Source organism: Rhodococcus sp. NPDC060084, from assembly GCF_042730335.1.
In the GTDB taxonomy this organism is placed as follows: Bacteria; Actinomycetota; Actinomycetes; order Mycobacteriales; family Mycobacteriaceae; genus Rhodococcus.
The window spans coordinates 95,134-121,613 of record NZ_JBHWWX010000011.1 but is presented as its reverse complement, the minus strand read 5'-3'; the positions used below and the strand labels follow the sequence as shown (position 1 = coordinate 121,613).

The following is a 26,480-nucleotide window of genomic DNA, read 5'->3' as shown; positions in this document are numbered from 1 at the left end:
CGCCGACACTCTGTCGGCGCCCCGTTCGCGTTGTACCCGGGATTACTCGCTGCAGACCTTCCACTCGTCGCCGACGAGCGCGAGATCGAAGGTGCGGTCGGTGACATCCGCCGGGCTGCGCGTCGTGTGCGCGGTGACCTGGGCGATGGCTGTGCTGTCCGTGATCTGGATGCGGTCGACGCTCGTCACCACCGGGATCGAGCCCTCCTGCACCGCGAGGTCGTGGATGCTGTCGAACTCCACCGGATCGACCGACGAATAGAAGTCGGCGAGCGACCCGCAGGTGGACGCGCGCAGCGTCTCGAGATCCCCGTCGGCAAGGCCCTGCACGAACGTACCGATGCTCGCCCGGATACGGCTCTCGGGACTGTTGTCCGAACGGTTCTGCAGGAAGACGGCGAGCGCGACGGCTGCCACCACCGCCACGAGAACGATCACCCCGATGCCGGCAGCGATCCTCCTGCGCCTGCGCTCGTTGTCCTGGGACGGAGGAATGCGCGTCGGGGAGGGCTGCAGTTCGACGGGTGCCGGTTCGGGACGCACAGGCTGTGGCTGAGCGCGTCGGGGCGGAATGCGCGCCGGAGGCGGCTTCGGGATGTGTGAGGTGACCGGGATCTGCACCGTGGGGGCATCCGCCGCGTCGGGTGCCGTCGCGGGATCCGGTGCCGTCGCGGGATCCGGTGCCGGCCGCGAGGGTTTCTCGACGTCGCCGGCGCCCGGCGCGCGGCCACCCTCCGGTACAACCTGGGAGAACCGCTCGGTCGGCGGGTCTTCGACAGCCGGCTTGTGCACGGCGGGAGACTTTTGCTCGGCGGGAGGCGCGTGCTCGGTCGAAGGCGTCTGCTCTGCGGTCGGGGTTTCCTCGACGGCTGGGGTTTCCTCGGCGGCCGGGATCTGCGCGGCGGGGGCTTTGTCGACGGGCGGTGTTTCCTCGACGGCCGACGGCTTCTCGGCCGGCGTGGGCTTTTCGGGGACTGTCGGCTCGTCCGCCGCTGCCGTGTCCTCTGCCGCTGCCGCTGCCGTGTCCTCTGCCACTGCCGTGTCGTCTGCCGCTGCCGAGTCGTCCGCCCCTGCCTTCTCGGACGTGGGCACCTCGGCGGTCTCGGCCTCGGGGGTCGTGCTGGGCTCGGTTGATCCGTCGACGGTGTCGCCGCGACGCGTCGAGGAATTGTCGTGTGTGGTCGCGGATCCGGCGTCGGCGGACGCCGGCTTGTCGGTCGGTTTCTGGTCGGTGGGGTCTTCGTTGTTCGGATCGGGCACGCGCCTGCACCTCGTTCGACGGATGGGTTTCCCGGGCAGCCTATCGACCGCGGAGGTGAGACGGGCAGAATGGGCCCATGACGTCATTCGGTGATCTTCTCGGACCCCAGCCCACCCTCCTTCCCGGCGACGACGAGGCGGAGTCGGCGCTGCTCAACGGTGAGGACCCGGCGAAGGTCGCGGCCGAGCACCCCACTGCCTCGATCGCATGGGCATATCTGGCGGAAGCCGCACACGAACGCGGCGACACCATTGCCGCCTACGCGTACGCCCGCACCGGTTACCACCGTGGTCTCGACCAACTCCGCCGGAACGGATGGAAGGGTTACGGTCCCGTTCCCTACAGCCACGAACAGAACCGCGGCTTCCTGCGGTGCGTCGCCGCTCTCGCCACGGCCGCGAAGGAGATCGGGGAGACGGACGAGCACGCACGCTGCCTCGATCTTCTCGAGGACTGCGATCCCCGCGCGGCGGAAGCACTTGGCGTCGAGTAGGCGCTTCCCCTCTCGCGCCGGTGCGCGTGAGCGCCTGAAGTCGTCCGGGCAACGCCTGCGGTCTTCCGCGCTGCCGATCGTGCAGTGCGCTCTCGCCGCGGGTCTGGCGTGGTGGGTGGCCAAGGACGTCATCCACCACGGGACACCCTTCTTCGCGCCGATCGCGGCGGTGGTGTCGCTCGGCTTGTCTCTCGGCGCACGGCTGCGCCGCAGCGTCGAATTGGTGTGCGGTGTCACCGTGGGGATCGGTGTCGGTGACCTGATCGTCTCGCTCATCGGATCCGGGCCCTGGCAGATCGCGCTGGTCGTCGCCATGGCGATGGCCACCGCGGTCGCGCTCAACAGCGGCCCGATCTTTGCGATCCAGGCGGGCAACTCGGCCGTGCTGGTCGCGACGCTCCTCCCGCCCGGTGAAGCAGGCGGGTTCGATCGAATGGTCGACGCGCTCGTGGGGGGTCTGGTGGGGATCGCGGTAGTTGCACTGGTCCCCACCCACCCGGTGCGCCGCGCGCGTCGCAACGCCGCCGAGATTCTCGGGACCGCCGCGGATGTTCTGCGCAAAGTAGAAGCCGGACTGGTCGAAAACAATCCGAAGCCGATCGAGGAGGCGCTTCGACAGGCCCGCGCGACCCAGCAGGCCATCGATGCGATGCGGACGCATATCAAGGGTGGCCGGGAAATCAGCCGGATTTCGCCGTTGTATTGGAACAGCCGGAAGCGCCTCGCGGTGCTGACGGCCGCGGCAGACCCGATCGACCATGCGATGCGCAACGTTCGGGTGCTCGCCCGGCGGTCGCTCACCCTCGTGCGCGACGACGAGATCCTCGATCCCCGGCTGGTCTCGCAGTTCGACCAACTGGCAGACGCGGTCGACGTGCTCCGCGAGATGGTCCTCGCGGAGCCGGGGGACCAGCCCGACCAAGCCGCGGCCGCGAGAGTGCTGCGCCGTGTGGCGAAGAGGATGAGCCCCGACCTCGTCGAGGGAGCGGGTGTGTCGGCGACGGTGGTCTTCGCGCAGATGCGCTCGTTGCTCGTCGACTTGTTGCAGGTAGCCGGGCTCAAACGCATCTCGGCGATCGCGACGTTGCCTCCTACTGTCGAGCGGCCCGCCTACGAACCGGAGTCCTGACTCACCCCGGTGGACCTAGCCGTTGAATACATGCGCATTCATGCATACGATGGCCGGGACCCCGGAAGGAGGGCCATGGGCTCCGGTCACGGACATTCACACGGCGTAGGCCACGGACACGGCGGCAGCGCAGGGCCGTCTCCGACGATCATCAAGCGGATGGCGATCGCACTCGGCATCCTGCTGGCCTTCCTCGTGCTCGAGGCCGGTGTCGGACTGTGGATCGGGTCGCTCGCACTGCTCGCCGATGCGGGGCACATGCTCACCGACGTCGTCGGTGTCGCGATGGGGCTGGTCGCGCTGGTGCTCGCGCGCCGGGGGAGCGCCGCTGCGGCCCGCACCTTCGGGTGGCACCGTGCCGAGGTACTCACCGCGATGGTCAACGCCGTCCTGCTGCTCGGCGTTGCGGGCTGGGTCTTCTACGAGGCGATCGGCCGTATCGGCGACTCGCCCGAAGTGCCGGGACTGCCGATGATCCTCACCGCGCTGGCAGGTCTCATCGCGAACCTCGTCGTGATGGCGATGCTGCGCACCGATGTCGAGGACAGCCTCGCCGTGCGCGGCGCCTACACGGAGGTGCTCGCCGATACGGTCGGCAGCGTCGGCGTTCTCGTCGCGGGAGGTCTGGTACTCGTGTTCGGGTGGACCCTCGCCGACGTCGTCGTCGGCGTCCTGATTTCCCTGTGGGTGATCCCTCGCGCGTTGCGTCTCGCGGCGGCATCGCTGCGGATCCTCACCCAGGCCTCGCCCGCCCACCTCGATGTCGAGGCGCTGCGCCTGGATCTCGCGGCGCTGCCGGGGGTGTGCGGAGTACACGACCTGCATGTGTGGACGCTGACCACCGGCATGGACGTCGCGACTGTGCACCTCGTGAGCGACCACGATCCCCAGTGGATCCTCGATTCGGCGCGCACCACCTTGTCGTCGCACGGCCTCGAGCACGCGACCGTGCAGGTCGAGGGAACGGTCGACGGCCGGCGTTGCGAGCAGGACGTGACCTGGTAGCGATTCATCCCAACCGCAGGTTCCAGCGACCGTCCCTCCCGTCGAGGCGGGTTACAGCGAGGGGACGGACATCGACGCGCCAGAACGCCGACGCGGGCGCACCGAGCGCGCACAGCGTCGCTGCCCGCACCACAGCGGCGTGCGTCACCGCGACGATGCGTTCCGGCGAATCCATCAGTGACGTGAGCCAGGTGCCCGCACGCACGATCAGGTCGTGGATGGACTCTCCTCCGTGCGGGGCGGATTCCGGATCGCCGAGCCATACAGCGAGACCCGATTCGGGGACCTCTTCCATCGTCCTGCCGGTCCACCGCCCGAAATCCAGGTCGCGTAGTAGTGGTTCCACGGCTGCGGACAGGCCCAGTGCTGCCGCCGTTTCGATTGTCCGTAGTTCCGGCGCAGTGAGTGCGCGGTCGGTGACCGGCGCAGTTGCCCTCGTCAGTTCCCGTCGTCCTCGGTCGGAGACGGGCTCGTCGCTGGGAAAGGCAACGACGCGTTGCGCCTCGGTGGACGCATGGGAGATCAGAAACAGGCGGGGCACGAGAGCCATTCTCGCGCACTCTTGACAGGATGTGTCGGTGATGCCAAGGTACCCCGGTACGCATGTGCCGAGGTGTAGGCAATCCGGTGGGATACCGGAGCGGTCGCGCCACTGTAACCGAGAGCATTACCTCTTTCGGAAGCCAGAAAACTCCCTCGGCGCATGGCTTTCGGATGGGACGCGAAATCCCAGGAGGTTGCCGTGGTTGTTCTTACCCATGCCCGGGTGACAGGTTGAACTCGCGTTCTCGTGCGGTCGCCGCGATCATCGTGGTCACGTTCCGGACGGCACTCGGACGGGCTTTCACGTTCCTGACCGAGCGCGCGCCGCGCCGCCTCGTGGTCACGGCGTGGTGAGCACGGCGTGCGGTCTGCTGGTTGCCGGGACGACCTCGGACGCCGGAAAGTCGGTGGTCACCGCCGGGATCTGTCGCGCACTATCGCGGCGCGGTCTGACGGTCGCGCCGTACAAGGCGCAGAACATGTCCAACAACTCCATGGTCACGATCGACCCCGACACCGGTGCGGGTGTCGAAATCGGCCGTGCGCAATGGGTTCAGGCGATCGCCGCCCGCGTGACTCCGGAACCGGCCATGAATCCGGTACTCCTCAAACCCGGCAGCGACCGTCGCAGCCACGTAGTGGTGCTGGGACAACCGGCGGGAACTCTCGAAGCTGGTGAATTCGCGGGTGGCCGTCAGCACCTCGCCGAAGCGGCATTCTCGGCACTGGACGACCTCCGCGCCCGGTTCGACGTGGTCGTGTGCGAGGGCGCGGGCAGTGCCGCCGAGATCAATCTCCGTGCGCACGATTACGTCAATATGGGTCTGGCGCAACACGGCTCGCTTCCGACGATTCTCGTCGGTGACATCGACCGCGGTGGGGTCTTCGCGTCGATGTACGGCACGCTCGCGCTTCTCGACGCCGCCGATCAGCAGCTGGTACGCGGCTTCGTGATCAACAAGTTCCGCGGCGATGTCGCTCTGCTGAAACCGGGCCTGGACTCGTTGTCGGCACTGACCGGGCGCCCGGTACTCGGGGTGCTGCCGTGGCAGCGCGATCTGTGGCTGGACTCCGAGGATTCCCTCGCATTGACATCGCGTCCGAGCCACCCCGGTGACGGTGCGCTCACCATCGCTGTCGTGATGTTGCCGCGCATCAGTAATTTCACCGATGTCGACGCCTTGTGTCTCGAACCGGATGTACGAGTGCGGTTCGTCGACGATCCGCGCACGCTCGCGGGCGCGGATGTCGTGATCGTGCCCGGTACTCGCGCGACACTCGCCGATCTTGCCTGGCTGCGTGCGCGTGGCCTCGACAGGGCCATCGTGGACCATGCGCAGCGGGGCGGCTCCGTCCTCGGCATCTGCGGGGGATTCCAGATGCTGGGCGATGACATCGTCGACCCGCACGGCATCGAAGGAACGCCGGGTGCGCGCGCCCGAGGACTCGGACTACTCGCTGCGAGCACGGAATTCGGCCGCTGTAAAGTGCTGCGGCTACCGGCTGGCTCGGCGCTCGGAGCAGAGGCGGCAGGCTACGAGATCCATCACGGACGCATCTGTGCCGGTGGCGACGACGAGTTCCTCGGTGGTGCCCGGCGAGGCAACGTGTTCGGCACCATGTGGCACGGCACCCTGGAGGGCGACGCACTGCGCGCGGCGTGGTTACACGAGGTTGCCTGCGCGGCCGGCCGCGAGGTTCACACCGGCACAGTGAATTTCACCGCACAACGCGAGGCGCGGCTCGACCTCCTCGCCGACATGATCGATGAGCACATCGACGTCGACGTGCTGCTCTCGATGATGGGGGACCGTCCCACACTGCCGACCCTGACGGGAGCATTGGCATGACCGTGCTGGTCCTCGGCGGCACCGGCGAGGCGCGTGCACTCGCACAACTGTTGTGCGACAACGAAGTCGATGTCGTGTCCTCGCTCGCCGGGCGAGTGCGCAACCCACGCCTGCCGGTCGGAGCAGTGCGTATCGGCGGGTTCGGCGGCGTCGCCGGACTCCACGTGTACCTGCGTACCCACGGTGTCGACGCGGTCGTCGACGCGACCCATCCTTTCGCGGAGGGCATCAGCGCCAACGCGACCGAAGCCTGCCGCGCCGCGAGAATCCCGTTGGTGCGCTTGCAGCGTCCGGGATGGACCGACGACACCGGTGGATGGATCCGGGTGGCTTGCCACGACGAGGCCGCTCGAGTCGCGGCCGGTGGATCCGGTGTCTTTCTGACTACGGGCCGTCAGACGCTCGATCGTTTCGTCGAACCGCTCGGGAAGCACCGGGTGGTGGTGCGGATCGTCGACCCGCTCGACGGCGAGTTCCCTCCCGGCTGGACAGTGGTGCACGCCCGCGGCCCCTACACCTTCGACAGTGAACGCACGCTGATGCGGGAATACGACGTGGATACGCTGGTCACCAAGGATTCCGGGGGCGATCTCACGCGAGCGAAGCTCGACGCTGCTGCTGACCTCGGCGTGCGGGTGATCATGGTGAACCGGCCCGTGGGGCCGCCCGGCGTGCGCACCGTGGCGACCGTGGGCGACGCGGTCGCTTGGGTCCTCGAACCGGCGGTCTCTCGGATCTGAGTTCCCAGACTTTCCTCCCCTTCCGCGGCGTGGCTCGCGTCGGGTGCGTGGGCCTGTTGCCGTGGCGTGCACCGCTGCGCAATGCCGCTGCCCGGAACGTCCCGTGGGACGAGTTCCGGCCGCGACCGTCAACGACGTCTGCGCACCGCGACCCGCACGGCGACGGCCGGTGCAACGGTCGAGACGAGTGCTCCCGCACCTACCCGTGCTGCGAGACGCGCGGTTCTCGCGATATCCGCCGGGACGGGTGCCGGGCCGTCGCCCAGGGTCCCGCGATCCTCGACGACCCCGTGATAGACGTTCGCTCCCCCGAGCCTGATTCCGAGCGCCCCGGCAAAAGCCGCCTCGACGGGACCCGCGTTCGGACTCGGATGCTTGTGCGCGTCGCGCCGCCATGCTCGGAGTGCCGCGACGGGACGCCCGCCCAGCGCCGCGGCCAGCAGTGCGGTCAGCCGAGCCGGGACGAGGTTGAGTACATCGTCGAACCGCGCCGATGCCCACCCGAATCGTTCCAGGCGGGGAGTGCGGTGCCCGACCCGGGCGTCCAGCGTGTTCGCGGCGCGATAGCCGAGCAGCCCGGCAGGACCGAGAACCGCTCCCCACACGAGCGGTGCCACGACGGCGTCCGAGGTGTTCTCGGCGACGGATTCGATTGTCGCGCGGGCGATGTCGTCAGCGTCGAGCTGGGAGGGGTCGCGGCCGACGAGATGCGTCACCTGCACCCGTGCCGCGGCGAGGTCGCCGCGGCTCAACTGGTCGTCCAGGGCGCCCGCCTCGGCACCGAGGGATCGGCCCCCGAGCACCACCCACGTGGCGACGGCGACGACCGCGGTGTTGAGCAGAGGGCGCGAGCGGGTCACCCGGTCGGCCGTCCAGCCCAGTAGCCCGGTGGAGCCGACGAGCACCATCGTGAATGCGACTCCGGCGCTGCGGTTGTCGGCATACATTTTGCGTTCGACCGACCGCGCGACCTTTCCGAACCCGCTCACGGGATGCCACCGCCGCGGATCACCGAAAACCTGGTCGGCGAGGTACCCCAGCACCAGCCCTGCTGCCCTCATCGGATCGATCTCCACGCATCGAGCAGTGCGGCGGTGGTGGCGCGGTCGCGTACGGCGATCCGCACCCACTGCTCGCCGAGCCCGGGGAACGTGTCGCCGCGACGCACGGCGAAGCCCTTCGCGCGCAACTGCTCCCGAGTATCGGTGGGCACGGGTACCAGCACGAACGGCCCGGCGGGAGCGCCGGACACCGTCAGGCCCACATCGCCCAGCGCCTCCACGAGTGCGGCTCGGTCGGCGGCGACCTCCCGCGCGATCGTCTCGGCCTCCGACGTGGCGCGTGCCGACGCGCACGCGATCATCGCCGCCGCGGCAGGGGTCGACACCGACCACGGAGGTTGCTGCGCCGCGAGATCCGCAATCACGTCGGAGGCTCCGACGACATACCCCGCCCGGATGCCGGGAATCGCCCAGGTTTTCGTCAGCGAACGGATCACCAGCAAACCGGAATGCCGCTCGCCCACAATCGACTCTGGCTCTCCGGCAACAGCGTCCATGAAAGCTTCGTCGACCACCACGACACGTCCCGGCCGGAGCAGTGCCCGCAACGTCCCGGCGGGGTGCAGTACCGACGTCGGGTTCGTGGGGTTGCCGACCACGACGAGATCCGCATCGTCGGGCACGGCACGGGGATCGAGGACGAAGCCGTCGCCGGCGCGCAGGATCACCCGCCGCACGTCGTGCCCGGCCGCGGCGAGGGCCGCCTCCGGCTCGGTGAACTGCGGATGCACGACCACCGGGGCACGCCATGTCCGTGCACGTGCGATGAGAGTGAAGGCTTCGGCACCGCCCGCGGTGGGCAGTACCTCGTCGACGGTTCGGCCGTGCCGGTCGGCGAGCGCGGACCGGGCGGCCCCCGGGTCCGGGTAGCGGTCCAGATCCTCGAGGGACGCGCGCAGTGCATCGTCCAGCCACGCGGGACGAGGCCGTGTCGAGACGTTGACGGCGAGGTCGACAAGTCCCGGGGTTGCTTCGCGATCGCCGTGGTGGTGCAGGTCGGGGGCGCGCAGGCGAGGTCGCGGCGGCGGTGCCGGCACAGGTGTCGCGACGCGGGCAGCCTCGACGAACCGCTGCGCGAGTTGCGGGTGACCCGCCCAGTGGGTGTGCAGGTAGGAGCCGTGCAGCGTGGCAGTCGCGACACCGTCGGGCCGCCCGTTGAGCAACCAGCCGGGGGCAGTGCCGGGCTCGACGACGGTGCGATGGAACTCGTGTCCGGTGACGCGGGTGCCGGCGGTGGCCAGCAGGCTGTCGGTCGTGGCGATCGCGGTGCGGTAGCCCAGGGTCAGTCGGGAGGTCATCCGCGCGGACGTATCGAGCGCACCGACCATCTCGGCGCCGTCGACGTCGCGGCACAGGTACAGCAGACCGGCGCATTCGGCGACGGTCGGTACACCGGCGGTGATCGCAGACCGGAGATGTTCACGCAGAGGCGCGTTCGCGGAGAGATCCGCGGCGTGGACCTCCGGGAATCCGCCACCCAGATAGATTCCGGTGGTGCCGTCCGGAAGCTTCTCGTCGCGCAAGGGATCGAAGGTGACGGTGCAGCATCCGGCGGCCCGCAGCAGTTCTTCGGTTTCGGTGTAGCGGAAGGTGAAGGCGCGGCCCCCCGCAATCGCGACGACCGGACCGGCCTCGCCGTGGGACACCGACGTGCCGCGGGACACCGACTCGCCGGGCTCCCACGACCGGCCGTGCACATCCGGTGCCGTCCGCGCGATCCGCACGAGTTCGGCAAGGTCGATGTATTCCGCGATCCGGTCGGCGAGCCGATCGAGTTGCCCGGCCGCCTCCGCGCGCTCGTCGGCGGGGATCAGGCCCAGGTGCCGGGAGGGAGCCGAGATTCCGTCGTCGCGGTGCAGTACCCCGAGCACCGGGATGCCGGTGGGCTCCAGCGCCGCGATCACCTCGTCCGAATGACGCTGGGAGCCGGCCTTGTTCAAGATCACCCCCGCGATGCGGGTCCCGCGGTCGTACGACGCCATGCCGTGCACGATCGCCGCGATCGACCGCGATGCGTGCGACACGTCGACGACGAGGATCACCGGCGCGGTCAGCAACGACGCGACGTGTGAGGTCGACGCGTAACCGTCGGTGCCGAGCATTCCGTCGTACAACCCCATGACGCCCTCGACCACCGCGATGTCGGCGCCCGCAGCACCGTGCAGGAGCAGCGGTGCCACGAGATCTTCGCCGACGAGATGCGGATCGAGGTTGCGGCCGGGGCGTCCCGTCGCCAGTGCGTGGTAACCGGGGTCGATGTAGTCGGGGCCGATCTTGTGTCCCGAGACCACCATTCCGGTGCGCCGCAGGGCCGCCATCAGCCCTGCGGACACGGTGGTCTTACCGTGCCCGGAGGCCGGCGCGGCGACGACGAGGCGGGGAAGGGCTACCACTGGTTTGCTCTCACCACTCGATTCCCCGCTGGCCCTTCTGGCCCGCGTCCATGGGGTGCTTGATCTTCGTCATCTCCGTGACGAGGTCGGCGATGTCGAGCAGTTTCGGGTCGGCGCGACGTCCCGTGATCATGACGTGCTGGTGCCCGGTGCGGTGGGAGAGGGTGTCGACGACCTCGTCGATGTCGATCCAGCCCCAGTTGATCGGGTAGGTGAACTCGTCGAGCACATACAGTCCGTGCTGCTCCGCGGCCAGACGTCGCCGGATCTCGCGCCACCCTGCGAGCGCATCGGCGGCATGGTCCTCGTCGCTGCCCTCCTTGCGCGACCACGACCAGCCCGAGCCCATTTTGTGCCATTCGATCGGACCGCCCGCGCCACGCTCGGTGTGCAATTCGCCGAGGGTTTCGAACGCGGTCTGCTCACCGAGTCGCCACTTGGCAGACTTGACGAACTGGAACACGGCGACCGACCAGCCCTGGTTCCAGCCGCGCAGGGCAAGCCCGAATGCAGCCGTCGACTTCCCTTTGCCGTCACCGGTGTTGACCATGAGCAGTGGACGGTTGCGCCGCTGGCGGGTGGTGAGCCCGTCGTCGGGCACGATGTCGGGTTGTCCCTTCGGCATCAGGCGGCCCTTCCTCGAACGATTCCGGTGAGTGCGTCGGCGTGTACATCGCCGACATGCACGTATTCGGCTCCGAGTCGCTCGGCGAGCCGCCCCGCCAGTCCCATGCGGAACCGGCCCGTTTCGGAGTCGACGACTACCGCGGAGATTCCCTGTGCTGCAATCACCTCTGCCGCCGCGAGGGACCTGTTCACGGCATTCTCGCCGGACGTCGCGCGACCGTCGGTGACGACGACGAGCAGCGCGCGCCGATCCGGGTCGCGCAACCGGTGCCGCCGAACGGTCTCGGCGGATTCGATCAACCCCTCCGCGAGCGGTGTGCGTCCCCCGGCGGGAAGGTCGCGAAGCCGTGCGGCGGCCACGTCGACCGAACTGGTGGGAGGGAGAGCGAGACTCGCGGCGGAACCCCGGAAGATGACCAGGCCGACGGTGTCGCGACGGCGGTACGCGTCGAGCAGCAACGACAGGATCGCGGTCTTCACCTGGGTCATACGCTGTTTCGCGGCCATCGACCCGGAGGCGTCGACGCACAGCAGCACCAGGTTTCCCTCGCGACCCTCGATCACCTTGCGTCGCAGTTCCCGAAGCCCGCCCGGCACAGCTTCCGGCCCGGCCGAAGGGTAGCGGGCATTCGCGCGGATCGTCGCGGGGAGATGGATCGGGCCGGTATCGCCGCGACGCTCACCGACCGTGCGGCCGGTGGTGGTGCGTGCCCTCGAACGCCGACCCGGCGCGCCGCGCCCGGTGCGGTTCGCGGTGAACAGCCGGGTGCGGTACGGATCGCCGGGGGTGGACACCGCGGTGGGTGCGGGGGCGGACTTTCGCCCCCACTTCGTCTCGGGCGAAGCACAATTCGCGTCGCCGTCCGACGGACCGGACGGATCCGGCGCACCGCCACCGTCGGGACCACCGTCGTCATCAGGGCCACCGTCGTCCGCCCCGCCGTCGGGATCTTCGTCGAGCGCGGTGTTGCCGAGTAGTTCGTCGAGCAGATCCTCGTCCATCCCCGGCGAGTCGAAGGGAGTGCGGCGGCGGCGGTGCGGCAGCGCGAGTTTCGCCGCGACCGCGATGTCCTCGCGGGTCACCTCACCGCGACCTTCCCAGGCTGCGTGCGCCACGGCAGTTTTCGCGGTCACCAGGTCGGCACGCATGCCGTCGACATCGAACGCGGCACACACCTCCGCGATCGCGACGAGCGCAGCATCGCCGAGACGTACCTGCCGCATCCTGTGACGGGCATGGACGATGCGCTCGGACAACGCGGCTTCGGCGTCGGCCCACTGCGCCGTGAACCCGGCGGGGTCGGCGTCGAAAGCCAGGCGCCGGCGGACGATCTCGGCACGCAACTGCGGATCACGCGGCGCTGCCACGTCGACCGTCAAGCCGAACCGGTCCAGCAGTTGCGGTCGCAGTTCGCCTTCCTCGGGATTCATGGTGCCGACCAGCACGAATCGGGCGGCGTGGGTGACGGACACCCCGTCCCGCTCGACCGTCGAACGCCCCATCGCAGCAGCATCGAGCAACAGGTCGACGAGATGGTCGTGCAGGAGGTTCACTTCGTCGACGTACAGCACGCCGCGATGCGCGAGCGCGAGCAGGCCGGGTTCGTATTCCGCAGCACCCGCGGACAACGCTTTCTGCAGGTGCAGCGACCCCGTAACGCGGTCCTCGGTGGCGCCCACGGGCAGTTCGACGAGGCGCGCCGGGCGACGCCGTACGGGCGCGTCCGCCGGGTGCGGCCCGTCGGGGCAGGCCGGGTCGGGGGAACGGGGGTCACACGCGAAGCGGCAACCCTCGACTTCGTCGACCAGCGGCAACAGTGCTGCCTGCGCCCGGACCATCGTCGATTTCGCGGTGCCCTTCTCGCCGCGCACGAGCACGCCGCCGATCTCCGGCGACACCGCGCACAGCGTCAGGGCGAGCGCCAGATCGTCTGAACCGACGACGGCGCTGAACGGATACACGTGCACTACTCGACCCTCCACAGGCTCCCGCTGGGACGTACTCTTCGGCAGCTGAATCGAAGGCCGGTATTCGGACTTCCCGGTCGGACGTCGTGCGATCGCCTTCCCGGACCGATGGTCCAGTGGCTGCGCGTATGCGCATGATCGACGACTCCCGGGTCACCGCAGCGGGCCTGTGCCGGATTCTCACCGGCTTCCCGATTATCCCCGTGAGGGGCACCTTCGATTGTCTTGCCGTGGCCGAGTGTATCCACACCGCCCTGCACTATGGTTCACCGCCATGGGTTCTTCGATCACCGTGGTCGGCATCGGCGCCGACGGCTGGGCCGGCGTCGCGCCGGCCGGGCGGGCACACGTTCTGCGCGCCGACGTCCTGCTCGGCGGGCGACGGCATCTCGCATCGGTGCCGGACTCCGGTGCGACCCGCGAGCCGTGGCCGTCCCCGCTGCTCGCGGGTCTCGACGACGTGCTCGCCCGCCATGCCGGGCGGTCGATCGTTGCGCTAGCGTCGGGTGATCCGCTGGTGTCCGGAATCGGATCGACCTTGATCCGCAGGCTCGGCCGAGACGCGGTGCACGTGATTCCGGCGGTATCGTCGGTCGCCCTGGCCCGTGCCCGGATGGGCTGGGCTGCGGAGAACTGCGAGACCGTCACTCTCGTCGGCCGGAACGTCGACACGTTGCGCCGGTACCTGTCTCGTGATCGACGGCTGATCGTGCTGACCTCGGATGCATCGAGTCTCGACGTGGTTGCGCGCCTGCTCGTCGACGAAGGATTCGGTGCCGCGCGGGTGACGATCCTGTCGAATCTCGGTAGCGAGGCCGACGAGTCGCGCCGGGTGGGCACGGCGCGGGAGTTCGTCGGTGTGCCGGGCGACGACCTGAGTCTTCTGTGCATCGAATGTGCAGGAGCCGAGGGCAATTCGACCGTCCCGGGACTTCCCGACGAGTGTTTCGAACACGACGGTCAGCTCAGCAAACGACCCATCCGGGTCGCAGCGGTCTGCGCGCTCGCGCCGAAACCCGGACAATTGTTGTGGGACGTCGGAGCCGGTGCCGGATCGGTGGGAATCGAATGGGCGCGTACAGATCCGAGTTGCCGGACGATCGCGCTCGAACGGAACCCGTCCCGCGCGGAGACGGTTCAGCGCAACGCCTCGCGGCTCGGGGTACCGACCTCGGTGCGTGTGCTGCTCGGTGGGGCACCGGAGGCGTTGTCGGGACTCGAGACACCGGACGCGATCTTCGTCGGTGGCGGTGGTAGTCGAGCCGGAGTGCTCGACGCGTGCTGGAACGCGCTGCGCGAAGGTGGTCGCCTCGTGGCGCACTCCGTGACCCTCGAGACCGAGGCCGTGCTCGTGGAGTGGTGGAAGACGTACGGCGGGGAGCTGACCCGGTTGTCAGTCGAACAGGCCGCGCCCATAGGAACATTCACCGGGTGGCAATCACTGCGCCCGGTGGTGCAGTGGTCCGTTGTGAAAGGTGGAAAATGACAGTCCATTTCGTAGGATCCGGGCCCGGCGCAGCCGATCTGCTGACGCTGCGTGCGGCCGAGCTGCTGCGGCACGCGCCGGTGGTGCTGTACGCGGGCACCTACCTCGACGACGAGATCCTCGCGCACTGCGCCGACGATGCCGAACTCGTGGACACGCAGCATCTGGACCTCGATCGCATCACCGGGCATCTCGTCGATGCACACCGGCGCGGCGTCGACGCGGTGCGGTTGTGTTCGGGCGATCCGTCGCTGTACTCGGCGCTCACCGAGCAGACCCGGCGGCTCGACGCGGCCGGAGTGCCGTGGGACGTCACGCCGGGCGTGCCCGCGTATGCGGCGGCAGCGGCCACCCTCGGTGCGGAACTGACGGTGCCGGAACTGGCGCAGACCGTGGTGCTCACTCGTACGCAGGCGCGGTCGACCGCGATGCCCGACACCGAGACCCTCGCACGTGTCGCGGGTCTGCGCGCCAGTCTGGTTCTACACCTGGCGATCACCAGGGTGCGGGTTCTCGCGGAGGAGCTGAGTGCGGAGTACGGAACCGACTGTCCGGCTGCCGTTGTGGCCTTCGCGTCACGCCCCGACGAGTTGGTGCTCCGCGGCACGCTCGCGGACATCGCGGACCGGGTCGAGCAGGCCGGGCTGAAGCACACCGCGGTGATTCTCGTGGGGAGGGCGCTCGGTGTCCGGGAGCAGTCCGACGTGGCATGTTCGCATCTCTACGACCCGGCGCGCCCTCGCCACGTATAGCGGTCGTCACCGAACCGATCGTGCGGTCCACACCGCCCCGGCTGCCGTCACCGTGGTTCCCGCAGCGCCGATGATGAGCAGGCACTTCATGTCGATGCTCGCCGGGTCGAGTTTCTCGAGCGTGGTGACATCGAGCGATTCTCCGGAGCGGCCCACGTCGCGCCCCACCACGACGACGGTGTCGCCCGGGCGGTGCCGCAGCAGTACGGCCTTCGCGTCGGCGACCTGCGTCGTGCGTGAGCGAGACGCCGGGTTGTAGATGCCCAGCACGAGGTCGGCCTCGGCGACAGCGACGAGACGTCGTTCGATCACCTCCCACGGCTTGAGCCGGTCGGACAGGCTCATCACCGCGAAATCCGCTCCGATCGGTGCACCGGCGCGGGCCGCGACCGCCTGCACGGCGGATACACCCGGAAGTACCCGGATCGGCACGGACTCGTATTTGTCGTCGCGAGCGGCCTCGAACACCGCCGACGCCATGCCGAAGATACCCGCGTCCCCACCGGAGACCACGGCAACCTTCTCTCCGGCCAGCGCGAGATCGAGAGCGAACCGTGCGCGGTCGATCTCCACGGTGTTGCCGGTCGAATGTCGTTGCAGGCCCGCACGAACCGGTACCCGGTCCACGTACGGCCCGTATCCGACGACATGGTCCACGGATGCGAGCGCATCGGACGCTTCCGGCGTCAGCCACTTCTCGCCGGCGGGACCCAAACCGATCACCAGAACCTCGTGGGCGCACACAGGTTCCGATCTCGTGTCGACCGCCGGACGGGACCGGTCCGCGATGCCGGCGTTTCGCGGCGCCCGGTCGCCGGGTGCCAAGATCACCGAGAAGTACGGCACGTCGGCCGGATCGACATCGGCAACGGGTGCGATCCGCTGACCGTCCATCGACGCGCGCTCGACATATACGGCATCTGCGAGCCGGCCCGACTGCGCGAGCGCGTTGCGGACTGCGGGAAAGGTGCGGCCCAGCTTCATGATCACGGCGCCGTCGGTGTCGGCGAGCCGACGTGCCAATTCCGGTTCCGGCAACGTTCCCGGCAGAATCGTCAGGACATCGGTACGTCGCACCAGCGGTTCCGCCGCCGCGGCCGCCGCTGCGGAGAACGACGTCACTCCCGGCACCACCTCGGCGTCGTAGCGGGTCGCGAGTCGATCGTGGAGGTACATGTAGGAGCCGTAGAACAACGGGTCGCCCTCGCACAGCACCACCACGGTCCGGCCCGCATCGAGGTGCACCGCCAATCGGGCCGCCGACTCGTCGTAAAAGTCGGCGATCGCGCCGTCGTATCCGCCCGGGTGGTCGACGGTGCCGGTGGTCACCGGGTACACCAGACGTTCCTCGAGCGCACTGTCCGGGATGAGGTCGGCCGCGATCGCACGCGCGATCGACCGGCCGTGTGTTCCCGAGTAGTAGGCGACCACATCGGCGTCGCCGACCAGTCGCGCTGCCTTGCGCGTGATGAGTTCGGGATCGCCGGGGCCCAGGCCTACGCCGAAGATTCTGCCGGGAGTGAGTGCTGTAGTGGTCATTCCGCTTCCTGAGCCAGTGCGTTGAGGGCGGACGATGCCATCGCCGAGCCGCCGCGTCGTCCCCGGACCGCCAGGTGCGGGATCTGCAGACCGTGTTCGATCAGGGCCTCCTTGGATTCGGCGGCACCGATGAAACCGACCGGCACCCCGACGATCGCGGCGGGGCGGGGCGCGCCGGCGTCGAGCATCTCCAACAGGTGGAACAGAGCGGTGGGAGCGTTGCCGATCGCGACGACGGCGCCGTCGAGCCGGTCGGCCCACAGCGACACCGCCGCCGCCGACCGGGTGGTACCCCAGCGTTCGGCGAGACCCGGGACCCGCGGATCACGCAACAGGCACAGCACCTCGTTGTCGGCGGGCAGGCGGGTGCGGGTGACGCCGGAGGCAACCATGTTCGCGTCGGTGAGAACAGGCGCCCCGGCGTCGAGTGCCCGACGGGCAGCCGAGACCAGACCGGGATGGATCACCAGATCTCGGGCGAGGTCGGTCTGCCCACTGGCGTGGATCATCCGTACCGCGACCTTCTCCGCGTCCGCGGGAATCGCGGCGAGATCGGACTCCGCCCGGATCGTCGCGAACGAGCGTACGTAGATCTCGGTACCGTCGGTTTCGTACTCGTACCGACGGGGTGGTGGGGATTCGATCACGGCTGGCTCCTGTTACGGCGGACTGCAGGCGAAGACGAGGGAGTGAGGGGAGTGCGGTGCGCCGCAAGAGCGTTCGCAGCCGACGACATGCACAGCGCGGTCCGGGAGGGGTGACGCAGCGACGCGGTGTGCGAGTGCTCGGGTGTTTCCACCGGCGAGGTTACACCCGGGTGCCCCCGTACACGCGGTGACCCGTCTCCACGGCGAATCGTCGTCGAGCACGAACCCGGCGGCGGCCAGCGCGGCCGGATCGCTGTCACCGGGAAGGACGAGTCCACGCCACGGTGTGACGATCACGCCTCGGGCCGGCAGCGCGGCGACCATCGGCGGGGTGAGTATCCCCAGCGGAACCAGCGCCGATACCGCCGTACCGAGGACCCCGTACGGCATCACGACAGGTGGTGTCGGGGGAACGGTTGACACACCGCCGATTTCGCGTCCTGCCCCGGGAAGTTGCCGCACGTGCCACCGCGTCGCCCGTACCTCGACGAACCGCAGTGCTGTCGCGATCATGGCGTCGACCACGTCCGGCAGCGGCAGCGTCGGACCGGACAGATCTCCGACGGTGAGTCGTGCGTTGCGGGCATCGACCGCGACCGCGGCGAGGTCGCACCGTAGACCGGCAACATCGCCGCGGCCGTCGTCGAGACCGAACAGGAACCTGCCGGGCAGGTCGGTGAGCGCAGGTTCCCGGCACAGTGCCTCGTCGAGCGCACCGATGAGCGGCCGGATGTCGGCGAGCCCGCCGAACCGTCCGGACAACGGCGACGCGACGATGTTCCGCACCCTTTCGTGGGACGCCGACGGCAGGAAACCGGCACCGGAGACAGCCTGCACGAGTCCTTCCGGAACGTCCCCGCCTTCGTCGACGGAAATTCCTCTGATCTGCACGTTTCCGCGTGACGTGAGGTGGAGGTCGCCGTCCGCGAACTGCCCGGACGCCACCGACAACCGCTGCACACCGTCGTCCGGAACCCGGCCGCCCGGTGCACGCAGTCGCACCAGCGCACCGTCGGCTGCGACATGCGGACGCAGCACCCCGGGGCACCGATCCGGTGCGAAGGTTTCGGGAGGAAGATCGGCCATGAGCGCACATGGTTGCACACGCGGAGAAAACTGTGCGCTACTCTCGGCTTGCCGTGGTGCTCGGGAAGTCGGTGAAAAACCGACGCGGCCCTCGCCACTGTGAGCGGGTAGTTGTTCGCCCTCGTCCGTACCGGTCCGCCGGTGCGGAGACCACTGGAGCCAGCTCCGGGAAGGTCGGCCGAGCAGCGTCGATCCGTCAGCCAGGAGACCGGCCACGGCACGCGAGGTCCACGAGGGTTTTGGAGACTGAACATGGCTTCTGTTGTGCTGCTTGGGGTTGCGTTGTGACGCGGCTCGCGCTGTTGTCGACGTCGGACACCGACTTGCTGTCGGCACGTTCGAGCGGCGTCGATTGGGTGGTCGGCAACCCGTCCCGGCTCGACCTGACCGGCGAGGATCCCCGAGCGCTCCCTGCCCTGCTGGCCGGAACCGGCCTGGTCGTCGTGCGGATCCTCGGATCTGCCCGGTCCTGGCAGACCGGGCTGGACCTGGTTCTCGCCCAGGGGGTTCCCGTCGTGGTTCTGGGCGGCGAACAGACCCCGGACGCGGAACTGATGGGCTACTCCACGGTGCCGATCGGTACCGCCGCAGAGGCCCACCGCTACCTCGCCTACGGCGGTCCGGCGAACCTCGCTCAACTGCACGCGTTCCTGTCCGACACGGTGCTCCTCGGCGGTGAAGGTTTCGAACCCCCGCTCGAGCTGCCCGAATGGGGCATTCTCGACCGTCGCGCAACCCCTGACGCGGCGCCCCCGCGAGTCGGCGTGTTGTTCTACCGCGCGCACCACACCAGCGGAAACGTCCAATTCGCACACGATCTCGCCGATGCGATCGACGCGACCGGCAAGGCGCGCGGCGTCGCAATCCACTGTGCGTCGTTGCGCGGTGCCCCGGATGATCTTCTGCGCGAACTCGGCACCCTCGATGCCCTGGTCGTCACGGTCCTCGCCGCGGGTGGCACCAAACCCGCGACAGTGAGCGCCGGTGGCGAGGACGAGGCGTGGGACGTTGCGGCGCTGGCCGCGCTCGACATCCCGATCCTCCAGGCGCTGTGCCTGACCTGGAGCCGCGACAGCTGGGCCGACTCGGACGACGGTGTGTCCCCGCTGGATTCGGCCACCCAGATCGCGGTTCCGGAGTTCGACGGCCGCATCATCACGGTGCCGTTCTCGTTCAAGGAACTAGACGTCGACGGATTACCGCGCTACGTCACCGATCCCGAGCGTTGCCGCAGGGTCGCGGGTATCGCGGTGGCGCATGCCCGGTTACGGCATGTACCCCCACACCGGCGACGCATCGCGCTCATGCTGTCGGCATATCCGACGAAGCACTCCCGGGTCGGCAACGCCGTAGGCCTGGACACCCCGGTATCGGCGATCCGGCTACTGCGAGCCATGCGCGCGCAGGGGTACGACCTGGGCGACGGCTTCCCCGGCATGGACCTCGACGACGACGCAGAAGCCGGAAACGCCCTGATCCACGCGCTCATCGATGCGGGTGGGCAGGACGAGGAATGGCTCACCGCCGAACAGTTGTCCGGTAACCCGGTGCGCGTCACCACCGCTCGGTACCGCGAGTGGACGAAGAATCTGCCCGCGGAACTGACCGATGCGATGGCGGAAACCTGGGGCGAGGCCCCCGGCTCCTTGTTCGTCGACGGCGACGGCGACGACAAGGCCGTGGTCCTCGCGACGTTGCAGGCCGGCAACGTGGTGCTGATGATCCAGCCGCCCCGCGGATTCGGTGAGAACCCCGTCGCGATCTATCACGATCCGGACATGGCGCCGTCGCACCACTACCTGGCGGCGTACCGGTGGGTGGAGAACGGATTCGGCGCCGACGCCGTCGTGCACCTCGGCAAGCACGGTTCGATGGAGTGGCTGCCGGGCAAGAATGCGGGACTGTCCGCGTCGTGTGCGACGGACGCCGCGATCGGCAACATGCCGCTGATCTACCCGTTTCTCGTCAACGATCCCGGCGAGGGAGCGCAGGCCAAGCGTCGCGCACACGCCACCATCGTGGACCACTTGATCCCACCGATGGCCCGCGCCGAATCCTACGGTGACATCGCGCGTTTGGAGCAGCTGCTCGACGAGTACTCCAACATCGCGGCGATGGACCCGGCGAAGCTGCCCGCGATCCGCGCACAGATCTGGACGCTGATCCAGGCCGCGAAACTCGACCACGACCTGGGCCTCGACGATCGCCCGCACGACGCAGAGTTCGACGACTTCCTCCTGCACGTCGACGGCTGGCTGTGCGAGGTGAAGGACGCGCAGATCCGCGACGGCCTGCATGTGCTCGGTGGCGCCCCCGAGGGGGACGCGCGCGTGAACCTGGTGCTGTCCATCCTGCGCGCAGCCCAGGTGTGGGGAGGGAAATCGCACGCGGTGCCCGGGCTTCGCACCGCATTGGGTTTGAAGCCCGACGGGCCGCTCACCGAGGTCGACGCGGTCGAGTCCCAGGCCCGTGCGCTTGTCCGAGCAATGGAAGACCGCAGCTGGACTTGCGGATCTGGCGCAGCCACAGTCGAATCCGTACTCGGTCGCGCCGACGACGAGGTCGCACGAGTGCTGGAATTCGCTGCTGAGCAAGTGGTGCCGCGCCTGGCGCGGACCACCGACGAACTCGATGCGGTGCTACATGCTCTCGGCGGCGGCTACATCCCCGCCGGGCCCTCCGGATCGCCGCTGCGGGGCCTGGTCAACGTGCTGCCCACCGGCCGCAACTTCTACACCGTCGATCCCAAGGCGGTCCCGAGCCGACTCGCCTACGACACCGGCGTGGCACTCGCGAATGCCCTGGTCGACAGGTATGTCGCGGACACCGGTGAGTACCCGCAGTCGGTAGGACTGTCGGTGTGGGGGACCTCGGCGATGCGGACCGCCGGCGACGACATCGCCGAAGTCCTCGCGCTGATCGGTGTGCGTCCCGAATGGGACCCCGAGTCCCGGCGTGTCCGGGAGTTGATCGTGGTCGGGCTCGAAGAGCTCGGCCGGCCACGCATCGACGTCACCGTCCGGATCTCCGGGTTCTTCCGCGATGCGTTCCCGCACGTCATCGGAATGCTCGACGACGCGATCCGCATGGTCGCCGCACTCGACGAACCTCTCGAGATGAACTACATACGCGCCCACGCCGAACGGGACGAAGCCGAGCACGGCGACGCCGACCGCGCGGTGCGGCGGATCTTCGGTTCCAAGCCCGGGTCGTACGGTGCGGGGATCCTGCAACTCATCGACTCCGGGAACTGGCGCACCGATGCGGATCTCGCCGAGGTGTATACCGCGTGGGGTGGCTTCGCCTACGGTCGCGGCCTGCACGGCGTACCCGCCGCCGAGGACATGCGCGCCAACTATCGACGTATCGCGGTGGCGGCGAAGAACACCGACACCCGCGAACACGACATCGCCGACTCCGACGACTACTTCCAGTATCACGGGGGCATGGTCGCGACGGTACGCGCACTCACCGGCAACGACCCGAAGGCTTACATCGGAGACTCCACCACCCCCGACGCGGTGCGCACCCGGTCGCTCGCCGAGGAGACCGCGAGAGTGTTCCGTGCCCGCGTGGTCAATCCGCGCTGGATCACGGCGATGCGCCGCCACGGTTACAAGGGCGCCTTCGAACTCGCCGCGACCGTCGACTACCTCTTCGGGTACGACGCCACGGCCGGTGTCGTGCAGGACTGGATGTACGAAACCCTCGCGCAGACATACGCTCTCGATCCCGAGAATCAGCAATTCCTCCGCGAGGCGAACCCGTGGGCGTTGCGCGGGATCGTCGAGCGACTCACCGAGGCCGCCGACCGTGGTCTGTGGGCCGAGCCGGATCCCGACACGATGCAGGCGCTGCAGCAGGCGTACCTCGACGCAGAAGGTGACCTCGAGGACCGCGGGTGACCGTCCGGCGGCTGCGGCTCATCGGTATCGGCCCGGGTGGGCCCGACGACCTGACGGTGACCGCCGTACACGCGTTGAACAGCGTCGACGTGTTCCTTGTCGCCGACAAGGAGGCCGAAGCCGGACGTGCGGGTACAGGTGATCTCGTCGCTGTGCGGCAGGAGATCTGCCGCCGTCACAGCACGCGGGACTATCGCGTGATCGCGGTGCCCGATCCGCCGCGCGACCGGACACCCGAGGCATACGGCGCCGAGGTGCGCGACTGGCACGCCGCACGCGCCGAAGCCTACGAGATCGCGCTCGCCGAACAGGTTCTCGACGGCGAGACCGTCGGGCTCCTCGTGTGGGGAGATCCGAGTTTGTACGACAGCACTATCCGTGTCGTCGAACGTATTCGCAGTCGTGGACTCCTCGACATCGACTACGACGTGATCCCGGGAGTCAGCAGTGTGCAGGTGCTCGCGGCACGGCACAGGCTGGTGCTCAACGTGATCGGAGGCCCCATCACCATCACGACGGGCCGGCGGCTCGCCGAGGAGGTGGCCGGAGGAGCGGAGAACATCGTGGTCATGCTCGATGGGCAGCTCGCGTGCTCGGAACTACCAGGTGCGTGGGATATCTGGTGGGGCGCACAGCTGGGAACGACCGACGAAGAACTCGTGGCCGGACGCCTCTCCGACGTACTTCCCGAGATCGAGAAGGCGCGGGCGCGGGCCAAAGTCGCGCGAGGCTGGGTAATGGATACGTATCTGCTTCGCCGCGCCGCCGGTCACCGTTCACCACATCGGTCCAGGGCGTGAATCCACCACCGTCCCTCCTGATGTGAACCTCTCCGCCGACCCGCCGCTATATCCATGTTCGCGATGGTCTTGTACGCTTCGAGACGACGTAGGGAACACCGGTGCGAATCCGGGGCTGTCCCGCAACTGTCACCGAGGAGCGATCCCCCACTCGTACGGCCACGACCCATCACGGTTGGAAGGCCGGGGGAGAGCGTCGATCCGGGAGCCAGGACACCTGCGCGGACCGAAGTGACACCACGAGGATGGACATGAACAACTCGATATTCACCGCCCGACAGGGGCGGCACACGCTGCTGCGCACAGGCATCGCAGTCTTCGCCGCGACCCTCGCGGTCGCAGGCTGTTCGACGAACGACACCGAGCGAGCCGCCGAACAGGACGTCGACGTCTCGTCGTCCGCGACGAACTACCCACTGACGATCGACAATTGCGGTTATTCCGTCACAATCGATGCGCCCCCGCAGCGGGCCGTCTCGCTCAACCAGGGCTCCACGGAGATCCTGCTGTCGCTCGGACTCGCCGATCGGATGGTCGGCACCGCGACGTGGACGGACCCGTTGCGCGACAACCTCGCAGCCGCGAACGAGACCGTCCCGCGTCTCGCCGACAACAAACCGTCGTTCGAAGTGGTCCTCGAGACCGAACCCGACTTCGTGTCGGCATCGTTCGGCGGCACGCTGGGCGAGGGCGGTGTCGCGGACCGGGATCAGTTCGACCGGCTCGGGGTGCCGTCGTACCTGTCGCCCACCGATTGTGAAGGCAAGAACGACGAGAGTGTCAACGCCGACGGCAACCGCACCGAACCGCTCACGATGGACTCCGTCTACAAGGAGATCCGCGAGCTCGCAGCTATTTTCGACGTGCGGGATCGCGGCGAGGAGTTCGTCGCGGAACTCGAGCAGCGATACGAGAACGCTGCTGGTGAGGTCGATGCGTCGGAGGTCTCGCTGGCGTTCTGGTTCGCCGATATCAACACGCCCTATGTGGCGGGCTGCTGTGGCTCGTCGGGCATCATCACGAACTCCGTCGGGGCGAAGAACGTCTTCGACGACACGACCAACGAGTGGCCGCAGGTCAGCTGGGAGTCGGTCCTGGACCGGGACCCGACCGCACTGGTGCTCGGGGATCTGAGTCGCCGCAGCATCGACGGTGACGCCCTCGACAGCAAGATCGCGTTCCTCGAGTCGAATCCGGTCACACAGCGACTGTCCGCGGTGCAGAACAAGCGTTACATCGTGGTCAACGGCGCCGACATGAACCCGTCCATCCGCACGGTCGACGGGATCGAGAAGGTCGCCGCCGCAGTGCGGGAATGGAACCTCGGCAACCGGTGACGGCCGAGATGAAGACCCGGTTGCCCGTCAGGGGCGACCGGGTCCCGGTTGTCGCTGTGATCACCGTGGGAGTGGTGGCGCTTGCTCTGTCGATCGCCGTCACCGTCACCATAGGGCCCGCGAATCTCTCTGTCGGGGACGTCTATTCGGTGATCTTCGACAAGCTGGGTATGAGTGGGTCGACGGTGAGTGCAATCCGGGAGGGCATCGTCTGGGAACTGCGGCTACCTCGAACGTTGCTCGCGGCGGTGTGCGGGGCCGGCCTGGCCGTGTGCGGCGTGATCATGCAGTCGCTGCTGCGAAATCCGCTCGCCGACCCGTTCGTGCTGGGTATCTCGTCCGGTGCCTCCACCGGCGCCGTGATGATCGCGGTCCTCGGCATCGGAGGCGGTGCGATCTCGTTGTCCGGTGGAGCATTTCTCGGCGCACTGGTGTCGTTCGGGCTGGTGCTGCTGCTCGCGTCCGGCGCGGGCGGCGGAACCTCCCGTGTGGTCCTCGCCGGTGTCGCGGGGACCCAATTGTTCTCCGCGCTCACCTCTTTCATCGTCATCTCGTCGGCCGACGCGGAACGCACCCGCGGCGTGCTGTTCTGGTTGCTCGGCTCGCTCGCGGGCGCAACCTGGAGCGACGTGATCCTGTGCGGCAGTGTGTGCGCACTGGGGATCGCGGTGTGCCTGCTGAAGGCCTCCGCGCTCGATGCCTTCACCTTCGGATCGTCCACCGCCGCGACGCTCGGAATCGCGGTGGGTCGTACCCGTCTGATGTTCCTGGTGGTGACGGCACTCATCACCGCGGTACTGGTCAGCGCGGCCGGTGCCATCGGGTTCGTGGGCCTCGTACTACCCCACGCCGCACGATTCCTGATCGGCCCCAGGCACAGTCGTCTCGTACCGGTCGCCGCAGTGGTGGGGGCGGTGTTCATGGTGTGGGTCGACGCGGTGGCACGCACGGTCTTCGCCCCGCAGGAGGTTCCGGTCGGCGTGGTCACCGCGCTGATCGGTGTGCCCGCCTTCGCCCTGATTCTCTTCCGAATGAGGAGCACGCAGTGACGAGGAAAGCAGCGACACTGGCAGCCACCTCGCTGAGATGGAGCCGGGGCGGCAACCTCGTGGTCGACGACGTGACGATCGAGCCGCGGCCCGGCGAGACGATCGGGCTGCTCGGCCCCAACGGTTCCGGCAAATCGTCACTCCTGCGTCTGCTGGCCGGCGTCGACCGTCCGGACGCGGGCACGGTGACGCTCGATGGTGCCGACATCCGGACGCTCGGTCGCCGCGTCCTGGCCAGGCGGGTCGCGATGGTGGGACAGCACTCGCACACCGAGGTCGACATCAGGGTTCGGGATGTGGTTCGGCTGGGCCGCGTTCCACACGCGGACGTTTTCGGCCGCGACGACGGAGGCGACGCCGCGATCGAACGGGCGCTCGTGGCGACCGGTATGTCCGAGCACGCCGACCGTCTGTGGCGGGCCATGTCGGGCGGCGAACGCCAGCGCGCCCAGATCGCGCGGGCGCTCGCCCAGGACCCGCAGGAACTCCTGCTCGACGAACCGACCAATCACCTCGACGTCCAGCATCAGCTCGACATCCTGGAACGGGTGGTGGCATTGCCGGTGACCAGTTACGTCGCACTGCACGACCTCAACCTCGCGGCGATGTTCTGTGACCGGGTCGTCGTTCTCTCGAAGGGACGGATCGTCGCCCAGGGCCCACCCGTCGAGGCACTGACGTCCGACATGATCGAGCACGTATACGGGGTGCGTGCCTCCGTCGTCGCCGACGGAGGCACGCCGGTGATCCGGTATCACCGTGTCCGTGACCGGGAGTTCGCCGGGCAGGGGTGACCGTCGGGCAGGAGT

Annotated in this window: 22 protein-coding genes and 4 riboswitches; of the genes, 13 read left to right on the top strand and 9 right to left on the bottom strand. The window is 68.6% G+C overall.

Translation table 11 applies throughout. The features are described 5' to 3' along the window. Positions 1-42 precede the first annotated feature (42 nt). Positions 43-1,260: a hypothetical protein gene (locus ACFWBU_RS09170; RefSeq protein ID WP_378528087.1), complete on the bottom strand. Its 1,218-nt coding sequence runs from the start codon at positions 1,258-1,260 to the stop codon at positions 43-45. A gap of 77 nt (positions 1,261-1,337) precedes the next feature. On the opposite strand from ACFWBU_RS09170, the gene ACFWBU_RS09165 reads away from it, so the two are divergent. The 3 genes from ACFWBU_RS09165 to ACFWBU_RS09155 all read left to right on the top strand — a co-directional run bounded on the left by ACFWBU_RS09165 (position 1,338) and on the right by ACFWBU_RS09155 (position 3,888). Beyond that, a complete protein-coding gene (locus tag ACFWBU_RS09165; protein WP_169619051.1) occupies positions 1,338-1,754 on the top strand; it encodes a DUF3151 domain-containing protein in 417 nt (138 codons plus the stop codon). Then, positions 1,741-2,883: an aromatic acid exporter family protein gene (locus ACFWBU_RS09160; RefSeq protein ID WP_169651388.1), complete on the top strand. Its 1,143-nt coding sequence runs from the start codon at positions 1,741-1,743 to the stop codon at positions 2,881-2,883. The genes ACFWBU_RS09165 and ACFWBU_RS09160 overlap by 14 nt, the downstream gene beginning before the upstream one ends. Positions 2,884-2,958: 75 nt before the next feature. After that, the gene (locus ACFWBU_RS09155) at positions 2,959-3,888 is read left to right on the top strand and encodes a cation diffusion facilitator family transporter (RefSeq protein WP_169619056.1); all 930 of its coding nucleotides are present in this window, start codon (positions 2,959-2,961) and stop codon (positions 3,886-3,888) included. Positions 3,889-3,892: 4 nt separating this feature from the next. Here the strand turns inward: ACFWBU_RS09155 and ACFWBU_RS09150 are convergent, their stop codons facing one another. Further along, positions 3,893-4,438, bottom strand: coding sequence for a histidine phosphatase family protein (locus ACFWBU_RS09150; protein WP_169619058.1), 546 nt, complete (start codon positions 4,436-4,438; stop codon positions 3,893-3,895). Between the two features lie 19 nt (positions 4,439-4,457). Continuing rightward, positions 4,458-4,603, top strand: a riboswitch (cobalamin riboswitch). A gap of 59 nt (positions 4,604-4,662) precedes the next feature. Here ACFWBU_RS09150 and ACFWBU_RS09145 point away from each other — a divergent pair. Genes ACFWBU_RS09145 through ACFWBU_RS09135 form a run of 3 tightly spaced genes read left to right on the top strand, consistent with a single transcriptional unit; the run spans position 4,663 to position 7,021 of the window. Beyond that, on the top strand, positions 4,663-4,785 hold the full coding sequence (locus tag ACFWBU_RS09145; protein WP_277351015.1) for a hypothetical protein: 123 nt from the start codon (positions 4,663-4,665) through the stop codon (positions 4,783-4,785). Beyond that, the gene (locus ACFWBU_RS09140) at positions 4,782-6,281 is read left to right on the top strand and encodes a cobyric acid synthase (protein WP_378528094.1); all 1,500 of its coding nucleotides are present in this window, start codon (positions 4,782-4,784) and stop codon (positions 6,279-6,281) included. Before ACFWBU_RS09145 ends, ACFWBU_RS09140 begins: the two co-directional genes overlap by 4 nt. Continuing rightward, positions 6,278-7,021 (top strand): cobalt-precorrin-6A reductase, encoded by a 744-nt coding sequence (locus ACFWBU_RS09135; protein ID WP_378528086.1) that lies wholly within the window; start codon positions 6,278-6,280, stop codon positions 7,019-7,021. Before ACFWBU_RS09140 ends, ACFWBU_RS09135 begins: the two co-directional genes overlap by 4 nt. Positions 7,022-7,149: 128 nt before the next feature. Here the strand turns inward: ACFWBU_RS09135 and ACFWBU_RS09130 are convergent, their stop codons facing one another. From ACFWBU_RS09130 to ACFWBU_RS09115, 4 genes are read right to left on the bottom strand one after another with little or no spacing between them, the layout of a single operon-like run. Continuing rightward, on the bottom strand, positions 7,150-8,082 hold the full coding sequence (locus ACFWBU_RS09130; protein ID WP_378528085.1) for a cobalamin biosynthesis protein: 933 nt from the start codon (positions 8,080-8,082) through the stop codon (positions 7,150-7,152). Continuing rightward, complete coding sequence (locus ACFWBU_RS09125) at positions 8,079-10,475, bottom strand: cobyrinate a,c-diamide synthase (RefSeq protein ID WP_378528084.1); 2,397 nt, start codon at positions 10,473-10,475, stop codon at positions 8,079-8,081. The genes ACFWBU_RS09130 and ACFWBU_RS09125 overlap by 4 nt, the downstream gene beginning before the upstream one ends. Before the next feature lie 10 nt (positions 10,476-10,485). After that, on the bottom strand, positions 10,486-11,100 hold the full coding sequence (gene cobO, locus ACFWBU_RS09120; protein WP_296549390.1) for a cob(I)yrinic acid a,c-diamide adenosyltransferase: 615 nt from the start codon (positions 11,098-11,100) through the stop codon (positions 10,486-10,488). Next, entirely contained in the window at positions 11,100-13,070 is a 1,971-nt protein-coding gene (locus ACFWBU_RS09115) for a magnesium chelatase subunit D family protein (RefSeq protein WP_378528083.1), read from the bottom strand. Before ACFWBU_RS09115 ends, cobO begins: the two co-directional genes overlap by 1 nt. A 37-nt stretch (positions 13,071-13,107) precedes the next feature. Then, positions 13,108-13,303, bottom strand: a riboswitch (cobalamin riboswitch). 41 nt (positions 13,304-13,344) lie between these two features. On the opposite strand from ACFWBU_RS09115, the gene cbiE reads away from it, so the two are divergent. Both cbiE and ACFWBU_RS09105 read left to right on the top strand, forming a co-directional pair. Next, positions 13,345-14,556, top strand: a complete 1,212-nt coding sequence (cbiE, locus tag ACFWBU_RS09110; RefSeq protein WP_378528082.1) for a precorrin-6y C5,15-methyltransferase (decarboxylating) subunit CbiE — start codon at positions 13,345-13,347, stop codon at positions 14,554-14,556. Further along, positions 14,553-15,308 carry a cobalt-precorrin-4/precorrin-4 C(11)-methyltransferase gene (locus ACFWBU_RS09105; protein WP_378528081.1) on the top strand — a complete coding sequence of 252 codons (756 nt, stop codon included), beginning with the start codon at positions 14,553-14,555 and terminating at the stop codon, positions 15,306-15,308. Before cbiE ends, ACFWBU_RS09105 begins: the two co-directional genes overlap by 4 nt. A gap of 6 nt (positions 15,309-15,314) precedes the next feature. Here the strand turns inward: ACFWBU_RS09105 and ACFWBU_RS09100 are convergent, their stop codons facing one another. The 3 genes from ACFWBU_RS09100 to ACFWBU_RS09090 are packed head-to-tail and all read right to left on the bottom strand — an operon-like array spanning position 15,315 to position 18,580. After that, the gene (locus ACFWBU_RS09100; RefSeq protein WP_378528080.1) at positions 15,315-16,847 is read right to left on the bottom strand and encodes a precorrin-2 C(20)-methyltransferase; all 1,533 of its coding nucleotides are present in this window, start codon (positions 16,845-16,847) and stop codon (positions 15,315-15,317) included. After that, positions 16,844-17,494, bottom strand: coding sequence for a precorrin-8X methylmutase (locus tag ACFWBU_RS09095; protein WP_378528079.1), 651 nt, complete (start codon positions 17,492-17,494; stop codon positions 16,844-16,846). The genes ACFWBU_RS09100 and ACFWBU_RS09095 overlap by 4 nt, the downstream gene beginning before the upstream one ends. Before the next feature lie 12 nt (positions 17,495-17,506). Further along, the gene (locus ACFWBU_RS09090; protein ID WP_378528078.1) at positions 17,507-18,580 is read right to left on the bottom strand and encodes a cobalamin biosynthesis protein CobG; all 1,074 of its coding nucleotides are present in this window, start codon (positions 18,578-18,580) and stop codon (positions 17,507-17,509) included. A gap of 27 nt (positions 18,581-18,607) precedes the next feature. After that, positions 18,608-18,812: riboswitch (cobalamin riboswitch) on the top strand. Between the two features lie 52 nt (positions 18,813-18,864). Here ACFWBU_RS09090 and cobN point away from each other — a divergent pair. The 5 genes from cobN to ACFWBU_RS09065 all read left to right on the top strand — a co-directional run bounded on the left by cobN (position 18,865) and on the right by ACFWBU_RS09065 (position 26,465). Beyond that, complete coding sequence (gene cobN / locus ACFWBU_RS09085) at positions 18,865-22,485, top strand: cobaltochelatase subunit CobN (protein ID WP_378528077.1); 3,621 nt, start codon at positions 18,865-18,867, stop codon at positions 22,483-22,485. Then, positions 22,482-23,285 carry a precorrin-6A synthase (deacetylating) gene (gene cobF, locus ACFWBU_RS09080; RefSeq protein ID WP_378528076.1) on the top strand — a complete coding sequence of 268 codons (804 nt, stop codon included), beginning with the start codon at positions 22,482-22,484 and terminating at the stop codon, positions 23,283-23,285. The genes cobN and cobF overlap by 4 nt, the downstream gene beginning before the upstream one ends. 52 nt (positions 23,286-23,337) lie before the next feature. Further along, positions 23,338-23,525: riboswitch (cobalamin riboswitch) on the top strand. 11 nt (positions 23,526-23,536) lie between these two features. Then, entirely contained in the window at positions 23,537-24,622 is a 1,086-nt protein-coding gene (locus ACFWBU_RS09075) for an ABC transporter substrate-binding protein (RefSeq protein ID WP_378528075.1), read from the top strand. 8 nt (positions 24,623-24,630) lie between these two features. Beyond that, positions 24,631-25,671, top strand: coding sequence for an iron ABC transporter permease (locus ACFWBU_RS09070; RefSeq protein WP_169651583.1), 1,041 nt, complete (start codon positions 24,631-24,633; stop codon positions 25,669-25,671). Further along, complete coding sequence (locus tag ACFWBU_RS09065) at positions 25,668-26,465, top strand: ABC transporter ATP-binding protein (RefSeq protein WP_378528074.1); 798 nt, start codon at positions 25,668-25,670, stop codon at positions 26,463-26,465. Before ACFWBU_RS09070 ends, ACFWBU_RS09065 begins: the two co-directional genes overlap by 4 nt. The last annotated feature ends 15 nt before the right edge of the window (positions 26,466-26,480 follow it).

Bases quoted from the DNA above. Each gene is read 5' to 3' on its own strand.
- ACFWBU_RS09165 (WP_169619051.1), top strand. From the start codon at position 1,338: ATGACGTCATTCGGTGATCTTCTCGGACCCCAGCCCACCCTCCTTCCC.
- ACFWBU_RS09155 (WP_169619056.1), top strand. From the start codon at position 2,959: ATGGGCTCCGGTCACGGACATTCACACGGCGTAGGCCACGGACACGGC.
- ACFWBU_RS09150 (WP_169619058.1), bottom strand. From the start codon at position 4,438: ATGGCTCTCGTGCCCCGCCTGTTTCTGATCTCCCATGCGTCCACCGAG.
- ACFWBU_RS09135 (WP_378528086.1), top strand. From the start codon at position 6,278: ATGACCGTGCTGGTCCTCGGCGGCACCGGCGAGGCGCGTGCACTCGCA.
- ACFWBU_RS09130 (WP_378528085.1), bottom strand. From the start codon at position 8,082: ATGAGGGCAGCAGGGCTGGTGCTGGGGTACCTCGCCGACCAGGTTTTC.
- cobO (WP_296549390.1), bottom strand. From the start codon at position 11,100: ATGCCGAAGGGACAACCCGACATCGTGCCCGACGACGGGCTCACCACC.
- cbiE (WP_378528082.1), top strand. From the start codon at position 13,345: ATGGGTTCTTCGATCACCGTGGTCGGCATCGGCGCCGACGGCTGGGCC.
- ACFWBU_RS09105 (WP_378528081.1), top strand. From the start codon at position 14,553: ATGACAGTCCATTTCGTAGGATCCGGGCCCGGCGCAGCCGATCTGCTG.
- ACFWBU_RS09100 (WP_378528080.1), bottom strand. From the start codon at position 16,847: ATGACCACTACAGCACTCACTCCCGGCAGAATCTTCGGCGTAGGCCTG.
- ACFWBU_RS09090 (WP_378528078.1), bottom strand. From the start codon at position 18,580: ATGGCCGATCTTCCTCCCGAAACCTTCGCACCGGATCGGTGCCCCGGG.
- ACFWBU_RS09075 (WP_378528075.1), top strand. From the start codon at position 23,537: ATGAACAACTCGATATTCACCGCCCGACAGGGGCGGCACACGCTGCTG.
- ACFWBU_RS09070 (WP_169651583.1), top strand. From the start codon at position 24,631: ATGAAGACCCGGTTGCCCGTCAGGGGCGACCGGGTCCCGGTTGTCGCT.